The organism is Aneurinibacillus soli (assembly GCF_002355375.1).
GTDB classification, from domain to species: domain Bacteria; phylum Bacillota; class Bacilli; order Aneurinibacillales; family Aneurinibacillaceae; genus Aneurinibacillus; species Aneurinibacillus soli.
In genome coordinates, this window is the sequence record NZ_AP017312.1 from 2515159 (window position 1) to 2534972 (window position 19814).

The following is a 19814-nucleotide window of genomic DNA, read 5'->3' on the forward strand; positions in this document are numbered from 1 at the left end:
CACGTAAACGTTACCGCTACTATGTACCATGCGTTGTATGGGAATTTACGCCCTCGGAGAGTCATATCAAACATGAGTAGTTCTAGCAATAGAACAAAAATGGATTCGATGAACAGGGAATTAAAATAAAACTTCTTGTATGTAAAAAGTTTGTGTGTTTATGGCTTTTTATAAGTTTTATGCAACGGAGGGTTTTTGAGTGGAGAATACACAGCAACAAGACGTGTTATTCAATGTTGAGAACGGGGTTGGCCGCATTGTGTTAAACCGTCCGAAAGCGCTGAACGCGCTATCGGTTACGATGGTTGATGAGATCGGCAAACAGCTGTCCGCATGGGAAAATGACGCGCAGGTGACCGTTGTAACCGTAGAAGGCGCGGGAGAAAAAGGATTGTGTGCGGGCGGAGACATGCGCTCGTTTTATGATAAGAAAGACGACAATGTAGAAGAGCATGCGGTAAACTTCTTCGGCATTGAATACCGCATGAACTTGCAGATGTACCGCTATCCAAAACCAATCGTAGCGTATATGAACGGCATCGTTATGGGCGGGGGCGTTGGCATTTCGATTTTTGCAGCAGAACGTATTGTGACTGAGCGCTCAAAATTATCCATGCCGGAAATGAACATCGGTTTCTTCCCGGATGTCGGCGGTAGCTACTTCATGAATCAAATGCCGGGCCATATGGGGCGTTATTTGGCTTTGACAGCTCACTTATTTAATGGAGCAGATGCGATCTACCTCGGCGCAGCCGACCATTACATCGAAAGCACAAGCTGGGATGCACTGAAAGCAGATATTGTGGCACGCGATTGGACACAGAAAGCAGATGCAGCCGAAGAACTTCGCATGCTCCTGCAAAAATACGCAGTCACGGCTCCTGCATCTTCTCTAGCAGCTGTTCAGGAGAAAGTAGATGCACACTTTGCACATGAATCGGTCGTAGATATTCTTGCATCACTTGATCGCGCAGCACAGGAAGGCGACGAATGGGCGCAGCAGACAGCTACTACCTTGCGTACGAAGTCTCCCATCTCGATGGCCGTAGCACTTGAGCAGCTTATACGTGGCAAACAGATGAGTGCAGCGGATTGCTTCTGCATGGAGATGGATATGAGCATGCATTTCATGCACAGCCACGATTTCTATGAAGGCGTGCGTTCTGTACTCGTCGATAAAGACCGCAATCCAAAATGGAATCCGGCAACAGTAGAAGAGGTAGGGCGAGAGGATGTAGAAGCGTTCTTCGTCAGCCCGTGGGCAAAAGAAGACCATCCGCTGGCAAACGAATAAACAGATGGCATACTTATAAAAACAGGTCACATCCAGCGTGTGACCTGTTTTTTATGCACATCTACTAATCATTGTACAAAAAGGAGTCACACTTGTATGTCTAAAGCAGATCATATGCTTTCTATTTTGTGGATGCTCAAAACGAAGAAACGAATGACGGCGAAACAGATCGCTGAAGCGTTAGAGATTCACATTCGAACCGTTTACCGATATATAGACGCACTGTGTGCCAGTGGAGTCCCTATCATATCTGAATCAGGGCATAATGGCGGCTATTGTTTACTCGATCATTTTACAGAGACTCCATTATTCTTTGATATGAATGAACAAAAAGCACTTATTCACGCAGCAAGATTTGCACAGGAGGCGGGATATCCATTTAGTGATGTTCTGGATGGAGCCATTTCCAAATTAAAAAGGTATACGAATCAAGAGCAATTACATGAAATCCATCGTCATTCTATCGGATTTGATGTTATTCATGCTCCATCTGATCCTGCTTTGGAAACGATCCTCAAAGAATTGGAAATATCCGTGGCAAACAACTATACCCTTACTATCGAATACCAAACCGGATATGGAACATCGATCACGACACGAAACATCGACCCCTATGGGCTTATTTATTGGAGAGGCAAATGGTATATCGCTGCCTATTGTCATCTCCGCCTGGAAATACGAAGCTTTCGTGTGGACCGTATTCGAGCATTATCCCGCACAATTGAAGTGTTTAAGCGGCCTGCTGACTTCTCCGTCCGTCGTTTTTTTCTGGAAAATATTTCGTTCCAATCCGATCAGAAAGAATCTCTCATCTCTGTTCGAATACAAGGAAATCCTCAAGCGATTAACGATCTATGCGAACACTGGTTTCTCGGACATGCGATAGTGGAGCGTTCGGTGAATCACATTCACGCGAAACTTACTGAGCAGGCTATTTTGTCCTATGTTCCTCACTTTCTCCTGCAATACGGAACATCCATTCGGGTACTGGAACCTCCCCTGTTGAAAGAAAAACTGGTGACTGTCACCTCAACATTGCTTCAGCATTATCAAACATAAATTTTCACTGACCATAACTGTCAGTGAAGGGGTGCTATGATTCTTATATGGGTAACCAAAATCAGGATAGGAGGAATGAATACGATGGATCTTAGATACGAGTTTTACATCGGCGGAACACCGGAGCAAGTCTGGAAGGTGCTTATCTCGCCTGAGGAAACAAAAAAAATTTATGCTGGCTGCGTAATCCGATCAACTTTTAAGCACGGGGACCCGCTGCAATATGTAGGCCCCGGTTTAGAAGGCAATGAAACCGTTCATGTTTACGGTACAATTTTGGAGTTTGAACGGAACAAGGTGTTCAGCTATACCCAGAATACGGGTAAGGCGTATATCTCTAACGATAAAAATTATGAATCGCGCATTTCTTTTCGGCTTGAACCAGCTGGTGCATGCACAAAACTAACGCTTATTCATGACCAATGGTCCGAGAAAGACCCCTCATATGAAAACAGTAAAAAAGCTTGGTGGCTTATCCTCTGTAACTCAAAATCGCTAGTAGAAACGGGAAAGACTCTGGACCTCGGTGTAGACAATTGGCATGATGAACTAGTAGTGCAACCAGAGTAGAAAAATAGTACAGCGAAAGAACCGACTCATATGATTCTTTCGCTGTAGTGCGTTACTTCCACACATGTACTAGCGTATAGCCGACAATAGATAGCAAAATAGAACCAAGCAGACCTGCTACAAACGGTTTGGCACCAAGACGGCGGAACGTGCCGATATGAATGGTCAACCCGAGTCCAGCCATTGCCATTGCCATTAGCAGATAGGCAAGCGATGTAAGTTGTCCTGCCACCATTTCCGGCACAAGCCCAGTTGAATTCACACCCGCCACTGCAAGAAATCCGAAAATAAACCACGGAATCGGTACACCAGACTTCTTTTCATCTCCTGCTGCCCCACGCGTAAACCACCAACCGACAAATAACGCAACCGGGACCAGAAGCGCTACCCGTGCCAGCTTCACCAGCACTGCCTGTTGGACCGCTTCCGCACCGCCTGGCCCCGCCGCTGCAATTACATGGGCAATTTCATGAAGGGTGGCACCTGCAAACTGTCCGTACTGCCCACCTGTCATTCCTAATACCGGATACAGCACCGTATACGCAATCGTAAATAACGTACCGAGCACCGCAATCACTGCCGTACTGACCGCTGTTTCTTCCTCATTCGCCTTCACCTGCGGAGAAATCGCCGCCACCGCCGCCGCTCCGCAAATCCCTGTCCCACATGCCGTTAACATGCCAAGCTTTCGGTCTACCCCCATCCAGCGTGCAATCATATATACAGCGAAGATCCCGAACGCTACATCAATCGCGGCAATCCCTAGTACACGCGGTCCTCCCGCCAAAATATCAGCAAAATTCAAGCGCATCCCAAGCAGAATAATTCCTGCACGAAGCAGTTTCTTACTAGCAAACTGAACCCCGTTCATCGTCCGAACTGGTGCACCGAAGATAGCACTCCAGCCCATCCCCAGCAAAATCGCCCACACAAGTGGACCAAGCATTTGTACACCAGGAAAGCCCGCTATATATTTCGCCGCTAGTGCCAGCCCGAGTGTAAGTACCAGTCCGCCGATGAAATACGGAGCTGGATTCGGTCGAGCTGTCGGCATTGTAGTAGACTGTGTTGCCATTGTTTGTCACTCCTGTTTTTCTTTTAACGATACTGCATGTTGTATCATAAGGGAAATTGACATATGTTATAGTAAAGATTAGTTTTTATAATGATTGGACGGAGATACGATGGAATATCAAGCATTGCGAACCTTTATTGCGGTTGTAGAAGAGAAAAATTTTACGCGGGCAGGAGAGCGACTGAATTTATCACAGCCAGCCGTTAGCCTGCATATTAAGCAGCTCGAAACAGAATTTCAGGCGCAGCTGCTTGACCGCTCGCCGAAGCATTTGTATGTGACAGCAGCTGGTGAGATTTTGTATAAGCGAGCTGTGCAAATGCTTAACATGTATCAAAAAACACAGGAAGAATTATTTGCTCATCTGCATACCGTTACAGGTACGCTTCGCATCGGGGCAAGCTTTACCATCGGAGAATATATCTTACCCGGTATGATCGCCCAATTTTCAACAAGCTATCCAGACGTAGATATCCAGGTTATGATTGGCAATACCGATCAAGTCGTTAAAGGAGTAAAACTTTTGCAATATGATATCGGTTTAATCGAAGGACAAGTCCAGGATCAGGAACTCGTCATGCACCCGTTTATGAATGATGAGATGGTACTTGCTGTGCCGATCAAACACCGTTTAGCAGGGAAAAAAACGATACAGATCGATGAGCTACATGACGAAACATGGATTGTACGGGAAGAAGGCTCAGGAACACGCGTATACACCAATCATGTGATTCGTTCGCTCGGTCTGCGTACGGATAAACTGATCACGCTCGGAAGTAATCAAGCCGTTACCGAAGCCGTCATCATCGGACTTGGTATAACCGTCATTTCGCGGTGGGTCATACAGCGTCCACTTCAGTACGGCGAACTAGCCTGCCCAACCATTCAAGGGCACACGTTCCCCCGTATGCTTTCGTACATTGTACCTCCTCATATCGAACGGACACGTCTCCTGGATGCTTTTATAAGTAAAATTTTGTAAAATCATATACAGCACCTTTCAGACACGGTACAATAAGAAAAAGACGAAGAGAGGGCGAGCGGAATGAGCGACAAGCTGGATTTAATTTTACAGCAGCTTGAACAGCTAACAAGAGGACAGACAGAAGCGAATGAAAGACTGTCCCGGGTAGAAGATAGGCAGATACGTACCGACGACACACTAGTTGAATTAAAAGACGGACTGAAAAAAGCAGACGAGCGGCTCTCACGGCTAGAAGATGGACAGACAAAAACAAACGAACGTCTCGGACGGCTAGAAGACGGACAGACAAAAGCGAATGAACGTCTCGTACGACTAGAAGAGGGGCAGGTAAAAGCGAACGAACGTCTCGTACGACTAGAAGAGGGGCAGGTAAAAGCGAACGAACAGCTCATACAACTAGAAAATGGACAGAAGCTTTTGCAGGCAGATGTATCTAGCATTAAAGAAGATGTAAAACATACTCTCACTGAAATGCGAAGCCATTTTAAACGAGTAGAAGACATTACTGACCGACAACAGCGAGTCATCGAAATACTAGCAGCTCGCTCTGTCCAACACGAAGCAGATATTGAGGATATAAAGCGGACAATCTCTCATCAATAAAAACTCCGGTATCCCTGCATAAGGAGACCGGAGTTTTCTCGTTAGTAGCTAGACCGATATTCGCTGCTCGTGTGGTTTCTGTATGCCAATTTCCCGCAAAAGCGGAGTAAAAAAACGGAGCGACTTCTGAAACACAGGGCTTTGAATAAAGGTGTAAATAAACGTCATCACGAATACGGGTCCGCCCAGAACCCAACCCAGGATAAGCACCAGACTCTCTACGATTATACGGGCCCGACTTACCGAAATGCCAGTCTTATCCGAAATCGACAGCATAAAGCCATCACGTGGACCCGCGCCAATTCCTGCCGCGACATACATCCCGCCGCCAATTCCTGTAACGATAATGCCACACAGTAGAATCAAATAATCCGGCCAGCTATTCGTCGCCGTAGGCAAAATGTCTAACCAGAGGAATACATCCATAATGGGTCCGATGAGAAGCGCATTCAAAAACGTCCCAATATTCACATATCGACGCGCAGTAACAAGCGAGACCCCAACGAGAAGCAGACCACAGATCACACCCCACGTCCCAATTGTCAGCCCGTACCGCTCATACAGCGCCACATTTAGCACTTCCCATGGATGAAGCCCAAGGTATTTAACCTTTACAGCGAGCGCATTTCCGAGCGCATACAGTGTCAATCCGAGGAAAAAGAACGCATATCGCCACAATCGATTTACCACATGTACGCCTCCTTTTTTCTAGATGTTTTCCTTCATAAATTATACACGCCCAGGATATCCTAACAAAGTAAATCTTTCTCTTGCTCGTTTTGTTATGATAGAAATGATAGATACCCTAGGTGGTGTTAGTTATACAGAGAGGTGGAAAAATCATGAAAACATACAAAAATCCATGGGATGAGCGATTTGCGGCATTAGACTACGTGTATGGAACAGAACCGAATATCTTCATCCGTGAGCAGACACATCGAATCGAAGCAGGTAGCCAGGTGCTTGCCATTGCAGAAGGAGAAGGGCGCAACGCTGTCTACCTTGCGCGGCAAGGACTCGATGTCACAGCATGGGATTATGCACCATCCGGACTTGCCAAAGCAAACCAGCTCGCCGCCGCCCATCAGGTACAAATCCAGACGGAGCAAGTAGATGTAAGCGAAGCAGACTGGTCAGAACAATGGGATGCGGCAGTATGTGTATTCGGCCATTTTCCGACACCGCTGCGCCGAACCGTACTAGAAGGCGTACGGCAAACAGTGAAGCCGGGTGGATTATATATGACAGAAGTATATTCAATCCATCAGCTTCCATACAAAAGCGGCGGCCCAAAAGATGTTGAACTATTGTATCATCCTGAAGAATTCCTTGATACATTCCGCGACTGGCATATTCTGCACTTCTATATGGGAGAGGCTGTCCGGAATGAAGGGGCGCTTCACAACGGGCTGTGCCATGTAATTCAATTCATTGGCCGCAAACCAGACTAACACCAGGAGGGAAGCACATGCGTCTGTTCACCGCAATCGAACCATCACCAGCTGCCAGACAAGCAATCGAACATATCGAGCGACGGCTGAAAACCGTCATCCGCTGCAAGCGCTGGCAACCAGTCGAGACCATTCATCTTACTATGCAATTTCTCGGAGAAAAACAGGAGGCAGATTTGCCGCAGATCGATCAGGCGCTACAGACAGCAGTCAAGGGAATCCCGCCGATCTCATTGCACATCGGACCTCCTGGGGTTTTTGGCCATACCCAGCGTGCAAGGGTGTTATGGCTGTCCTTGAACGGAGAGACTGACGCGTTAAAAACATTGCAAAAGCAGACAGCTGAGGCATTAACAGAAGCCGGACTATATAAGGAAGACAAACCGTTTCGGCCACATATTACACTCGGACGTAATCTGGAAACTCCTTTTGAACTTGAAGAAGTCATGGCGCTATTTCGTCACACTCCCCTTACAGAATGGACGGTGGAAGCGTTGCATTTATATCGCTCTACGCTCACGCCAGCTGGTGCCATTCATCATAAACTAAAAACATATCCGCTTATTCCTTGAGAAGGGAGAGATGCTCATGACTGCCACAGCCAGTACTCAACATTCAAGCTCCATACGTGCTGCCTGGATCAGCCTCATCAGCAACATTATCCTGACCCTTATGAAAATCATGGTCGGCGTTCTGTTCCACAGTCCGGTGCTGCTTGCAGACGGCATTCATAACGCGGCCGATGTCGCCGCCTCCGCTGCCTCACTCGGCTCGATGCAGATTTCTAATCGACCGGCGGATGCGGATCATCCGTACGGGCACGGCAAAGCTGAAGTAGTCGCAGCTGGTATCGTAGCCATTATCCTCGGGTTCGCAGCTGCATTTATTGGGTACGAAGCCATTCAAGCACTGTTTAAACCGGCGGAATCTGTCAGCGTTTTTGCGCTCATTGTTGCGTTTATTTCCCTTGTCTGGAAGCAATGGCTGTATGTGTATACGATGCGGCTTGGTCGTGCGGCGAATAGCAAAGGGCTAATCGCCACCGCCTACGACCATCTCGCGGACGTATATGCGTCCATCGCTGCCGTAGTCGGGATCGGATTAGCCCTTGCTGGAGAATATTTTCCGATTCCATTTTCCCAATACGGTGACCCTGTGGCCGGTATTCTCGTATCGCTTCTCGTACTCAAGCTCGCCTTCGGGATGGGCAAGGAAGCGGTTGATATTCTAATGGAGAAAAGCGTACCGGAAGAAAAACTCAGCACCTATACCGATCTTGTCCATACCGTATCAGAAGTGAAACGCATCGACCGCCTGCGTGCCCGGGAGCACGGTCACTACATTCTCGTAGATATTCGCATCGGTGTGCCGGGCACCCTTACGATTCAGCAAGGACATGATATCGGACGACATCTTAAACAAATCATTATGGAACACGACGATCAGGTCAAAGAAGTGCTTGTACATTTGAATCCGTGGTATGAAGAGGATAACACATCCGCGCCTCCACAAACTGCCAATCGCTGAATCGGATATGGTATACTGGAAAAGTAAACCTATCAGGAAACATGAGGAATAGCGATGACAGCAACTTCCCTTACAGAAGGCGTAACGTTACAAAACGGTGTAAAAATGCCGCAGCTCGGACTTGGCGTATGGCGAGCAAAAGATGGAGAAGAAGTGGAGCGTGCCGTCCAATCCGCCATTGAGAACGGCTACCGAAGCATTGATACTGCCGCTGTCTATAAGAACGAAGAAGGTGTAGGGCGGGCACTGGCTCGCTCTGGCGTTCCGCGGGAGGACTTGTTCATTACAACGAAAGTATGGAACTCCGATCAAGGTTATGATTCTACACTGGCCGCGTTTGAAGAAAGCCGTACGAAACTTGGCCTCGACTACATCGATCTGTATCTCATTCACTGGCCAGTCGCAGGCAAATATAAAGAAACATGGAGAGCGCTTGAGACACTGTACCGTGACGGTAAAGTGCGTGCAATTGGTGTAAGTAACTTCCAGGTTCATCACTTGAAAGACTTGATCGCAGACAGTACCATCATCCCGATGGTTAACCAGGTAGAATTCCATCCGCTGCTTACCCAGGAAGACATGCGGGCATACTGCCGCGAACACAGCATTCAGCTCGAAGCATGGAGCCCGCTCATGCAGGGCAACCTTGATCACCCTGTACTGACTGAACTCGCAGCTGCATATGGTAAATCGCCCGCTCAAATCATCTTACGCTGGGATCTTCAGCACGGCATTGTGACCATTCCAAAATCCGTGACGCCGTCACGCATTGCCGAAAATGCAAATGTGTTTGACTTTGAGCTGAAAGCAGACGACATGGCGAAGCTGGATGCACTGAACGAAAACCGCCGCTTCGGCCCAGACCCGGATAACTTTGCGTTTTAACACGGTTTGATTTTTGTATATACAAATAACAACTCCGCCTTTATCATTAGGAAAAAGGCGGAGTTTTTTCATTTTTCTAAAGAGAGAGGAAGATCAGTTTGAAAACAAAGGGAATTCATTACGCCTGGATCATCATGGCGACGGCCTTCGTCACCATGCTAGTGGCAGCGGGTATCCGCTCCGTACCCGGGGTAGTCATGGTACCACTCGAGCAGGAGTTCGGCTGGGAGCGCTCTTCCATCTCGCTCGCCGTCGCCATTAATCTCGTTATATACGGCATATCGGGTCCGTTCGTAGCTGCTCTTATGGAACGATTCGGTGTGAAAAAAATGATGCTCGGAGCGCTCGTTCTGCTGGCAGGGGGAACCGGACTGACAACCTTCGTCACATCCGTCTGGCAGCTGCAGCTTCTATGGGGCATCATCATCGGGCTCGGTTCCGGTGTCATTCTTACCGTGCTTGGTGCTACGATCGCCAATCGCTGGTTCGTCAAACACAAAGGGCTTGTAATTGGCCTGCTCATGGCGAGCACCGCGACCGGACAGCTTGCGTTCCTGCCGCTGCTCGCCTATCTTGTCAGTTCATCAACCTGGCGCACGGCGATGTGGACGGTAGCAGGTGCGGGCATTGTCATGATTCCCATCGTGGCACTTCTCATGAAAGATTCACCAGCGGATAAAGGACTTACCGCATACGGAGCGGAAGAAGATGACGTTGTGCAGACCAGCTCCAAAGTCAATCCGATTCGGGCCGCCTTTGAAGGTCTTGCACTTGGAGTACGCTCCTCAGACTTCTGGCTCTTATCCGGCAGCTTCTTCATCTGTGGCTTATCAACAGCTGGGCTAGTTGCCACACATTTAATCCCGGCCTGTATTAGCTATGGCATTCCCGAAGTGCAGGCGGCCAGCCTGCTTGCGTTCATGGGACTGTTCGATATTATCGGCACGACCTTATCCGGCTGGCTGTCAGACCGATATAACAACCGCTGGCTTCTATTCTGGTACTACGGTCTGCGCGGTTTGTCACTCCTGATTTTGCCCTATGCGCTTGCATCTGGCTCGTATTCGCTTCTGCTTGTATTCGCTATTTTCTATGGCCTGGACTGGATTGCAACCGTTCCACCGACCGTGCGGCTTACAGCGGACATTTTCGGGAAACAAAACAGCGGGATTGTATACGGCTGGATTTTTGCTGCCCATCAGTTAGGATCGGGGGCGGCAGCTTACGGCGGTGGGGTAATGTTTACACGAATGCAAAGCTATGAAGTGACATTTTTGCTCGCGGGATTTTTCTGTTTGGCAGGGGCACTGCTTGTGCTGCGCATCGGGAAAAACCGAACTCTTCCAGCCGACACATCCGCACATGTAAACCTACATCAGGACGTATAAATAGAAGTCCCATATTATTTGATGGAAAACCAGGCAACGTTAGTGAGTGAACTTAGGAATGAGCTGGTTCGTTTTACGTTTTAGATTTCCAAAAAAATACGCTATAATAAAAAGGAGCGAATCAAAAATGTCGCTCCTTTTTCCTATGACTTTATATACTGAAAGAGAGCGATACTATGACAATATCCTGTGTATTCTGCCAGCTTGCTAAAGAAGCAATTGTACTGGAAAACGAGCTCGCATTTGCGTTTTATGATAAATTCCCGGTGCAAAAAGGGCATCTACTCATTGTACCGAAACGGCACGTTGAAACGTATTTCGATGCGACTGATGAAGAAATCGCCGCCATTCACCGACTCGTCCGACAAGGAAAAGAACGACTTGACCGCGAGCATCAGCCGGACGGGTATAATATCGGGGTGAACATCGGCCACTATGGAGGGCAGACGGTCATGCATCTTCATTTTCACTTAATTCCACGTTACAACGGAGACATTGAAGACCCACGCGGCGGTATTCGCAAAGCTGTACCAAACCTTGTGCCCTATCCGCCGGAGAAGGGAGAAGATACCCATACATGACGAGTGTCCGACTTGTAACACAAAGACTGTATGATGAACTGCTGGCGGCGATGGAATCAGCTGCTTCGATTTATATATTGACCTCATTTGTAATGAAATCAGGAGTAGAAATGCTCGTTCCCGCATTAACCAAAGCAGCAGAACGCGGGGCAGATATTAAAATATTGACCGGAGATTATTTATATGTCACCCAGCCTGATGCGCTGCGTCTGCTACATGAAGCGGATGAGCGCATCGAAGTCAGGCTGTGGCGCAGTGATGGCGTTTCCTTTCATCCGAAAGCATTTTTATTCCAGCAGCCCGTATCACAATCTACTGAAAATGAGAGCGGGCTTTTCATCGTTGGTTCTTCCAACTTGTCGCGCTCCGCACTGACAACGGGAGTAGAGTGGAGTCTCGCGATGGAAAAAAGGGCAGCTCCAGACACCTTTTATGATGGGGTAGACCGTTTTCTTCGTCTGTTCCAGCATGAGAAAACAGCTCCGGTTAATCCAGTCACATGGGAGCAGTACCGATCTGCCTACGACGACTATCATCGTCAACATCCACAGTTCGTTCGCACCTGGACCCAGACCGAAGAAATCAGCATGACGCTTCCAGATGTATACACAGCTGCGGACGAATCTGTACGTGTAAGCGATCCTTCGGTGGACTACGTGCCACAGCACGAAATCACCCCGCGTTTTGCACAACCGGAAGCGCTTGCGGCATTGGATGAGACGCTTGCCAATGGATACAATCGAGCGATGGTCGTCATGGCAACCGGACTTGGAAAAACGTATCTGGCCGCCTTTTTCGCCCGAACGTTCCGACGCGTCTTATTTGTCGCTCACCGAGAAGAAATTCTGCATCAGGCAATGAAATCATTCCAGCATGTTTCTCCTGACCGCTCAGTCGGTCTGTATAACGGGCGGGAAAAAGTAAGTACTACAAGTTGTGTGTTTGCATCTATTCATACACTATCTGCCCGTCAGCATCTGGAATCATTTACACCGGATGCGTTTGATTTGATTGTGATCGATGAATTCCATCATGCCGCAGCCGCGACGTACCAGCGGGTTCTTACCTATTTTACGCCATTATTCCTGCTCGGTATTACCGCAACACCTGACCGTTTAGACGGAAAAGACGTATTTGCGATCTGCAATGGAAACGTCGCGTATGAAATGGACTTTATCGAAGCGGTCCGTCGTTCGTGGCTGGCTCCATTTCAATACTACGGCGTATATGATGACATCGATTACTCGCGAATCCGCTGGACCGGCATGGGGTATGATGAAGACGAGCTGCTTCAGGCACAGCGGAACGGTGAAAGTGCAGACACCGTCTTTACGGCATGGAAGCAGCGAAAACAGACACGAACACTTGCCTTCTGTTCATCTATTGGACAGGCTGACTATCTGGCTGACTATTTCCGTCGGCAAGGAGTCACCGCTATCAGCCTTCACTCCCGCACAGTAGAAATGACAAGATCAGAAGCAATTCAACGACTTACAAATGGAACACTTGCGATTATTTTTACGGTTGATCTGTTCAATGAAGGAGTCGATATACCTGCTGTCGATACGCTTCTATTTGTCAGGCCGACTGAATCACTGGCTATTTTTGTTCAGCAGATCGGGCGTGGCCTGCGGCTATTTGACGGGAAATCGCATTGTGTCATTATTGATTTGATTGGAAATTACCGCAATGCGGATATAAAAATGAGCGTATTTTCAACAGAGAATCGGGGCAGAGAAGTAGGGGGCATCCCGGCTGTACCTGCTTCTTGCACGATTCATCTCGATACAAAAGTTATTGATCTAATTAAGGAAATGGCTGGGAAGAAGCAGACACATAAAGCACGTATGCAAGAGCGGATGAAAGACGCGTACGTGCGTGTGAAAGAGGAACTCGGCAGGCGTCCTACATATCTGGAATACTACCTGCACAGCGGGATTCAACCGCACGATCTTAAACGGTTGTTTAACGGATATTTTCCGTTTTTGAACTGGCTGGGCGAACTAAACGCCCATGAGCAAGCCGTGCTACATCGCTATCAGGCATGGTGGTCTCAGGTAAATGAGACGAGTATGACGAGAAGCTACAAAATGGTGCTCCTGCATGCGATGCTGCTGCGTGGAGAAATCGCCTGGTATGAGCCAATTACATCGATCGAAGCGGCTCCTGCTTTTTATCGCTATCTGATGGAAAAGGAATATCGCAAACAGAAAGACCTTTCAGACAAAGACAAAAAGAACTGGAGCGAAATGTTTGATGAGAAAGAAGTAAGTCGCAAAATCGCTGGGATGCCGATGACAAAATGGGCAGGCAGCTCGAATGGTCTAATTTCGTTCAATGACGGTGTGTTTACTGTACATCTATCTGTTTTGCGAGAGGATCAGAAATGTATATTTGAATGGACAAAACAAATTTGTGAATTCAGACTCCACACGTATTTTGCACGTTAAGAAACAAAGTGAAGAAGCCGCCCTGCTGAAAAGCAAAGGCGGCTTCTTCATTCGCTATATGGACACTAATGAACTTGTAAAGCGCCCGTGTTTTTCGATTTGTTATGATAGTTCTCATTCGTCTGTAATTGAATCGTGGTATGGGCAATTTTAAATTCATCCAGTAGAACTTTTTCGATTTTCCGTAGAATACGATCGGTGTCTTTAACAGGCATATCATGAATCTGGATATGAGCACTTAACGAAATATGTTCATTCGATAAACTCCAAATATGCAGGTCGAGTACGTTCAGGATATCTTCTTCTTGTAATAGACGTTCTTTTACCTTTTCCACTGATACATCACCCGGAACCGACTCTAATAAAATTTCAGCTGCTTCTTTCGTAATAAGCCAAGCATTTTTTAGAATGATCAACGCAAACAATCCACTTAAAATCGGATCAACTAGCATCCAGCCCGTCAGCTTAATTACAAGACCCCCGATTAGAATCCCCAGATACGATAGTACATCCCCTAAAAAGTGAATCAGTGCACTTCTTACATTGATATTTTGCCCGCCCTGTCGTAACACAATCACAATCAGGAACGTACCCACAAAGCCAACCAGAGCCAACCACATCATCCCAGTCGAATGAACCGGGCTTGGATGAATGATTCTTACGATAGCATTATACGAAATAAAAACGGAAATACAAATCAAGGTTAGCCCATTAATCAGTGCAGCAAGACTGCCAAATCTATGATATCCATATGTGTGTTTAACATCGGCAGGTTTCAAGGTTTGCCTGATGGCATACCAGCTCAAGAAAAGCGCTAAAAGATCACTCAACAAATGCCAGGCATCTGACATAATCGCTAAGCTATTCGTAATAAATCCGCCAATGAGCTGGCTGCTAAACATCAAAAATGTAACTAAGATCGAGAAACGAATCAGCTTTTCGTTTTGTTTATGAGTCCCAACCGCATCTTCGGTCATTTTAATGATCTCCTTCCTATTCATATTGTCTCCGCCATTTTACTCCTCATAAGAAAATAAAACAACAGAAAAATGGAGATAAATAAAGATAATGAGAGATAAAAAGAGATAATCATTATCAAACTCTGTAATTCAGCTTATTTAACTGAAAATGAGAGATATTATTAATTGATTTTGTAAATCATTCTCCCAAAAAAAATTGTATTGAAAATTTCGCAACCCAGGAGTACTATATACATATTCAAACATTTGAATATGTGAAATTAATATAGGCGCTATGTGCCGCTACAAATAGAATGTCCACTAAACCAGAAGCGAATGGGTGAATTCGAATGAACACGAGTGATATGCAGCAATTTAAAGCAGACTTTTTTAAAGCCTTATCCCATCCTTTACGAATCCGTATTCTCGAATTACTAGCAGAAGGGGATAAAAGCGTAAACGAAATTCAAAGCAGCCTCAATAGTGAAGGTTCTGCGGTTTCTCAACAACTCAGCCTCCTGCGTGCCAAAAATATCGTGGTCGGAACGAAAGATGGAAAACGAGTGGTGTATTCCCTTCGCGATCCAGTGATTATCAATTTACTCTCTGTCGCGAAGGAAATTTTCAACAACCATTTAATCGATACGATCTCTATGTTGGAAGAACTAGATGAATAGCAAAGTCTCAAGAGAAGAGCTTATCGAGTATGGAATAAACGTTCTTCGAACAGTAGGAGCCCATTATGTTTGCGATGCTTGCATTAAAGGGGGAAATTCGTGTTGCTCAAAATGCGAGCATTTAGAGGATGGCATTGGATGCACAAAGAGAAATACTGCTTGTACGGCATGGTTATGTGGAATCCAAAAATTTTTCCTGCAAAATATCGGGCTGATGAGTCAGTGGGAAAGATTTTGGAGTCAAGTACCAGGTCGGTATTTTCGCGAGGATGAGACGCCTGATTATGTGACAATTGAGCACTTTATCAACACGGAAGGCATCGATGAGAAGAAAGGGAGACTTTTGGCCGAAAAGATAAGCGTATATGTCCAAAAGGGAGGCGATCTGGGAAGGTTAGAAATACATTTGAACAACCGGTATATCTTTAAAAAATTTGAAAGTGAAAAACTAAAGTAGTTCATTACACAATAAAGAAGGGTTCTATAATGAGGGGTTTATTTACCGGTAGATTTCAGGGATATTCGCTCAAGCATTTTCAAAAAGATCTGCTGGCCGGTGTGATTGTAGGTGTGATTGCCATTCCGCTTGCGATGGCTTTTGCGATTGCCTCGGGGGTAAAACCGGAATATGGCATTTATACAACGTGTATTGCAGGGGCTTTGATTTCATTATTTGGTGGTTCGAAGTATCAAATCGGGGGTCCTACAGGTGCGTTTATCCCGATCTTGTTCGGAATTATGATTACGTATGGCTACGAAAATTTACTCGTTGCCGGTTTGCTGGCCGGGATCATGCTCTGCCTTATGGGGATGTTTCGGCTTGGCTCTCTGATTGCCTTTATTCCACGCCCCGTAATCATCGGGTTCACTTCGGGTATCGCCGTCATTATTTTTGCCGGACAAATCGCTAATTTCCTTGGCCTGACGGGTGTTACCAAACACGAGGGGTTTATTGACAATCTTAAGGAAATTGTGATCCATATCGATACAATCAATCTGTATAGTATTACGATTGCCTTGATTTGTTTTGCGATTATGATCGCTACACCTAAATTTTTGCCTAAAGTACCGGGTTCTTTACTTGGATTGATTATCTCGAGTGCGATAGCATCCTTATTTTTTTCCGAGCATGTGCCTACCATTGGTACCGCATTCGGGACCATTTCGAGTACGCCGCCTCATTTTCATCTGCTGGCTATGACATGGGAGAAGATTAAACATTTGCTCGCTCCTGCGTTTGTGATTGCCATACTGGGAGCAATTGAGTCTCTTTTGTCCGCTGTAGTTGCAGATGGGATGACGAACAGTAAGCATAACAGCAACCGGGAGCTGATTGGACAAGGGATTGCGAACATCATCACACCTTTATTCGGAGGAATTCCAGCAACCGGGGCGATTGCACGAACAGCAACGAACATTAAGAGTGGAGCGGTTTCACCAATTTCCGGGGTGATCCACGGTGTATTTGTTTTCGTAACGCTACTGCTTTTAGCTCCGTATGCTTCTGCGATTCCGCTGGCCAGTATGGCTCCGATTTTAATGCTGGTAGCCTGGAACATGAGTGAGCGGAAACATTTTGTTCATATTCTTACGCTAAAAACAGGGGACTCCCTTGTCTTGCTTGTGACGTTCCTGCTTACTGTGTTCACGAGCTTAACGACAGCGGTGGAAGTAGGGCTTGTATTAGCTGTTATTTTATTCGCTAAACGCATGAGTGAAATGCTTGTTATTGCCAAGGTGCTCCCGGATCACAGCCAAAAGCACGAAAAGGTTTTGCCTCATGTCGTGAACAAAGCGCATGATTGTCCACAAATCAGCATGTTCACGATAGAAGGACCGCTTTTCTTTGGAGCTGCGCAGACGTTTGAACAGAGCATTATGACCACGATTCACTCCCAACCTAAAATTTTGATTTTACGTCTGGGAAAAGTTCCGTTTATGGATACAACGGGAGAATCGTATTTTAGAAGCATTGTTCAGCATTTTACGAAACAGGGAGGGGTACTTCTCGTTTCGGGAGCTGCTCCTGAATTGAAGGAAACGGTCAAAAAGACAAATCTGTATGATGAAATCGGCGAAGAACACTTCTTCGATCATACAGGGGACGCTCTTAATTATTCGCTTGCTCACATTGAAACCACTCAATGTACAGGCTGTAAACATTTTGCTTTTCATGAATGCACACACCTTTCCCATCAAGTAGAAGAAAAGCAGGGGGCGAAAACGAATAAAACTAGCAACAAACGTATCTAAATACATGGCACACATTCAGAAACCTTTATCGTGATTAACTTCGCTAAAAAGCTTGTGTTAGTAAATGGATAATAGTCTCGCAAAAGAGTTTACGTAATTTATATTATGTAAACTCTTTTTGTTTTTATCATCGTATGACCCGTAGTCTAATCGCTGACTGATCTCTTCTTTTTACCTCATTTGCTTATGTTATACTTCTATTTGCCAAAGATTTTTGGAGTATCTTCTTTGTAGGTAAAAATTATAGCCGTTATTGTAAGGGTTTGACCATGTTATACCTAATCAATCAAGGCTCTACAATCTCGGAGGCTGCTGAAAAAGCAGGAGTATCTCGAATGACTTTGTATCGAAAAGCAAACTTAAATATGTAAATTACGAACCTCGTTGACATCTAATGAGGTCTTACTTTTATTACCATATACTTTGTGGGCTGTGTCAGCTTCGCTGGTACTACCCCAATTCAAAAAAATTTATCTTCCCTTGACTCTTACGTGACGTAACGGTTTATAGTAAAGATACCGGTAAAAATTCGCGCGAAAATAAGGGGATGGTTATTTTAGTTTCAGGTAAGAAGAAATGGAAGACAGGAGAACTTGCAAAGTTAACAGGTTTAACGATTCGGACCTTGCGCTATTATGACCAAATTGAACTGTTCTCACCATCAGACTATTCAGAAGCAGGATATCGCCTATATAACGCCACAGATCTTTCGCGGTTACAGCAAATTCTTAGTCTAAAAGATTTAGGGTTAACGCTCGAGGAAATTAAATCGATCCTGGCCGACGATACGTATAACCCTATTGAAGTGGTGAATCTTCAAATAGAACGTTTAAGAGAAAATATTAGAGTTCAACAGAAGCTGTTAAAAGATTTGCAAAATGTATCTGAAATTTTGCAAACGAAAGAGACATTGACGGTTCAAGATTTTACAAATTCAATTGGAATGATGAAAAAAAGTCATGAAAATTATTTTTACGGGCGCCAAAAGAATATGGAGCGCCAATTTGATCGACTTGGCGAATTCCTTTCTAATCATCCGTCTCACCAAAAAAGGAGGAAGTGAGAATGAAAAAACACTTTGCAACACACGATACCTTTGTTATTGAAAAGGTGTATAATTTCACACCTGAAATGGTATTCGCTGCATGGGCGGACCCAGAGCTTAAAGCAAAATGGTTCACTGAGGCGGAAGAGTTTGATTTTCGAGAGGGTGGACAAGAGATAAATCATGGCGGCCCTCCAGGAGGTCCTGTTTACACATTTAAGGCTCACTATCAGGAGATCATTCCTGACCACCGTATTGTCTATTCTTACACCATGGATCTCGATGAAACGCGGATTTCCGTTTCTGTAGCAACGGTCGAGTTTAAACAAATTGATGAAGGAACACACCTGATTTTTACCGAGCAAGGCGTATTCCTAGACGGCCATGATACAGCTACAGTTCGTGAGCACGGGACAAGTATTTTGCTGGATCAGCTTGGTGAACAGTTGAAAAATAATCAAGAGTTAAGGGTATCCTCTGAGGTATCGAAGATTATTAACTCTCCTGAGCCAATCTCTGATCGTGAGATTGTCAACACACGTATCTTCAATGTGCCACGTGAAATCATGTTCAAAGCATTCAGTGACCCGAATCATTTGGAAAAATGGTGGGGACCCGAGGGCTTTACTAATACGTTTCATGAGTTCGATATGCGACCAAACGGTATTTGGTGTTTCATTATGCATGGACCCAATGGTGTAGATTATGAGAATAAATCTATCTTTTCCGAAATAATTGAACCTGAAAAGATTGTTATCCACCATCTGGGGCCAATACATGAATTTTTACTAACCATTACATTTGCTGAGAAAGAAGGTAAAACCGAACTTATATGGCAAATGCTCCACAAATCAGTTAAAGAATGTGAAAAAGTGAGAAGTTTCTGTTACAAAGCCAATGAACAGAACTTTGATCGACTCGAGGCGGAACTGACTAAAATGGTTAGCCGCCGGAAACACTAATTTAATTTTATTAAAATATAGGCGCTAACATAGAAATTTTACTTATTCAG

At 45.6% G+C, this 19814-nt stretch carries 20 protein-coding genes and 1 pseudogene; 18 read left to right on the forward strand and 3 right to left on the reverse strand.

Translation table 11 applies throughout. From position 1 onward, the window contains the following. The first annotated feature begins 199 nt into the window (after positions 1–199). The 3 genes from CB4_RS12720 (at position 200) to CB4_RS12730 (ending at position 2923) form a co-directional block, all read left to right on the forward strand. Positions 200–1294, forward strand: a complete 1095-nt coding sequence (locus CB4_RS12720; RefSeq protein WP_096466163.1) for an enoyl-CoA hydratase/isomerase family protein — start codon at positions 200–202, stop codon at positions 1292–1294. A gap of 96 nt (positions 1295–1390) precedes the next feature. Further along, positions 1391–2353: a helix-turn-helix transcriptional regulator gene (locus tag CB4_RS12725; RefSeq protein ID WP_096466164.1), complete on the forward strand. Its 963-nt coding sequence runs from the start codon at positions 1391–1393 to the stop codon at positions 2351–2353. Positions 2354–2437: 84 nt separating this feature from the next. Next, the gene (locus CB4_RS12730; RefSeq protein WP_096466165.1) at positions 2438–2923 is read left to right on the forward strand and encodes an SRPBCC domain-containing protein; all 486 of its coding nucleotides are present in this window, start codon (positions 2438–2440) and stop codon (positions 2921–2923) included. A 52-nt stretch (positions 2924–2975) separates the two neighbouring features. On the opposite strand, the gene CB4_RS12735 is transcribed toward CB4_RS12730, so the two are convergent. Then, positions 2976–3977 (reverse strand): YeiH family protein, encoded by a 1002-nt coding sequence (locus tag CB4_RS12735; RefSeq protein WP_096467735.1) that lies wholly within the window; start codon positions 3975–3977, stop codon positions 2976–2978. Between the two features lie 130 nt (positions 3978–4107). Between CB4_RS12735 and CB4_RS12740 the strand changes: the two genes are divergently transcribed. Continuing rightward, a complete protein-coding gene (locus CB4_RS12740; RefSeq protein ID WP_096466166.1) occupies positions 4108–4980 on the forward strand; it encodes a LysR family transcriptional regulator in 873 nt (290 codons plus the stop codon). A 63-nt stretch (positions 4981–5043) separates the two neighbouring features. Further along, on the forward strand, positions 5044–5586 hold the full coding sequence (locus CB4_RS12745) for a hypothetical protein (RefSeq protein ID WP_096466167.1): 543 nt from the start codon (positions 5044–5046) through the stop codon (positions 5584–5586). Positions 5587–5634: 48 nt separating this feature from the next. On the opposite strand, the gene CB4_RS12750 is transcribed toward CB4_RS12745, so the two are convergent. After that, entirely contained in the window at positions 5635–6276 is a 642-nt protein-coding gene (locus CB4_RS12750; protein WP_096466168.1) for a YczE/YyaS/YitT family protein, read from the reverse strand. 152 nt (positions 6277–6428) lie between these two features. Here CB4_RS12750 and CB4_RS12755 point away from each other — a divergent pair, with 152 nt between their 5' ends. The 7 genes from CB4_RS12755 (at position 6429) to CB4_RS12785 (ending at position 13868) form a co-directional block, all read left to right on the forward strand. Further along, positions 6429–7037 (forward strand): class I SAM-dependent methyltransferase, encoded by a 609-nt coding sequence (locus CB4_RS12755; protein WP_096466169.1) that lies wholly within the window; start codon positions 6429–6431, stop codon positions 7035–7037. A gap of 17 nt (positions 7038–7054) precedes the next feature. Further along, positions 7055–7609 (forward strand): RNA 2',3'-cyclic phosphodiesterase, encoded by a 555-nt coding sequence (gene thpR, locus CB4_RS12760; RefSeq protein WP_096466170.1) that lies wholly within the window; start codon positions 7055–7057, stop codon positions 7607–7609. Positions 7610–7625: 16 nt separating this feature from the next. Beyond that, positions 7626–8564: a cation diffusion facilitator family transporter gene (locus CB4_RS12765; RefSeq protein ID WP_096466171.1), complete on the forward strand. Its 939-nt coding sequence runs from the start codon at positions 7626–7628 to the stop codon at positions 8562–8564. Positions 8565–8618: 54 nt separating this feature from the next. Further along, positions 8619–9449, forward strand: coding sequence for an aldo/keto reductase (locus tag CB4_RS12770; RefSeq protein WP_096466172.1), 831 nt, complete (start codon positions 8619–8621; stop codon positions 9447–9449). Between the two features lie 134 nt (positions 9450–9583). After that, positions 9584–10837 carry an MFS transporter gene (locus tag CB4_RS12775; RefSeq protein WP_096467736.1) on the forward strand — a complete coding sequence of 418 codons (1254 nt, stop codon included), beginning with the start codon at positions 9584–9586 and terminating at the stop codon, positions 10835–10837. 176 nt (positions 10838–11013) lie between these two features. Then, positions 11014–11418 carry an HIT family protein gene (locus CB4_RS12780; protein ID WP_197703121.1) on the forward strand — a complete coding sequence of 135 codons (405 nt, stop codon included), beginning with the start codon at positions 11014–11016 and terminating at the stop codon, positions 11416–11418. Continuing rightward, positions 11415–13868 carry a DEAD/DEAH box helicase family protein gene (locus CB4_RS12785; protein ID WP_096466173.1) on the forward strand — a complete coding sequence of 818 codons (2454 nt, stop codon included), beginning with the start codon at positions 11415–11417 and terminating at the stop codon, positions 13866–13868. The genes CB4_RS12780 and CB4_RS12785 overlap by 4 nt, the downstream gene beginning before the upstream one ends. A gap of 65 nt (positions 13869–13933) precedes the next feature. On the opposite strand, the gene CB4_RS12790 is transcribed toward CB4_RS12785, so the two are convergent. Continuing rightward, positions 13934–14845 (reverse strand): cation diffusion facilitator family transporter, encoded by a 912-nt coding sequence (locus CB4_RS12790; RefSeq protein ID WP_157737970.1) that lies wholly within the window; start codon positions 14843–14845, stop codon positions 13934–13936. A gap of 332 nt (positions 14846–15177) precedes the next feature. Between CB4_RS12790 and CB4_RS12795 the strand changes: the two genes are divergently transcribed. From CB4_RS12795 to CB4_RS21965, 6 genes and pseudogenes are all read left to right on the forward strand, one after another. Then, positions 15178–15504, forward strand: coding sequence for an ArsR/SmtB family transcription factor (locus CB4_RS12795; RefSeq protein ID WP_096466175.1), 327 nt, complete (start codon positions 15178–15180; stop codon positions 15502–15504). Next, entirely contained in the window at positions 15497–15961 is a 465-nt protein-coding gene (locus CB4_RS12800) for a DNA mismatch repair protein (RefSeq protein WP_096466176.1), read from the forward strand. The genes CB4_RS12795 and CB4_RS12800 overlap by 8 nt, the downstream gene beginning before the upstream one ends. A 29-nt stretch (positions 15962–15990) precedes the next feature. Then, the gene (locus tag CB4_RS12805) at positions 15991–17757 is read left to right on the forward strand and encodes a SulP family inorganic anion transporter (protein ID WP_096466177.1); all 1767 of its coding nucleotides are present in this window, start codon (positions 15991–15993) and stop codon (positions 17755–17757) included. A 272-nt stretch (positions 17758–18029) separates the two neighbouring features. Next, positions 18030–18128 (forward strand): annotated as a pseudogene (locus CB4_RS12810) (helix-turn-helix domain-containing protein); the annotation flags it as partial. 176 nt (positions 18129–18304) lie between these two features. Further along, on the forward strand, positions 18305–18820 hold the full coding sequence (locus CB4_RS12815; RefSeq protein ID WP_096466179.1) for a MerR family transcriptional regulator: 516 nt from the start codon (positions 18305–18307) through the stop codon (positions 18818–18820). 2 nt (positions 18821–18822) lie between these two features. Further along, positions 18823–19764, forward strand: coding sequence for an SRPBCC family protein (locus tag CB4_RS21965; RefSeq protein ID WP_096466180.1), 942 nt, complete (start codon positions 18823–18825; stop codon positions 19762–19764). Positions 19765–19814 lie beyond the last annotated feature (50 nt).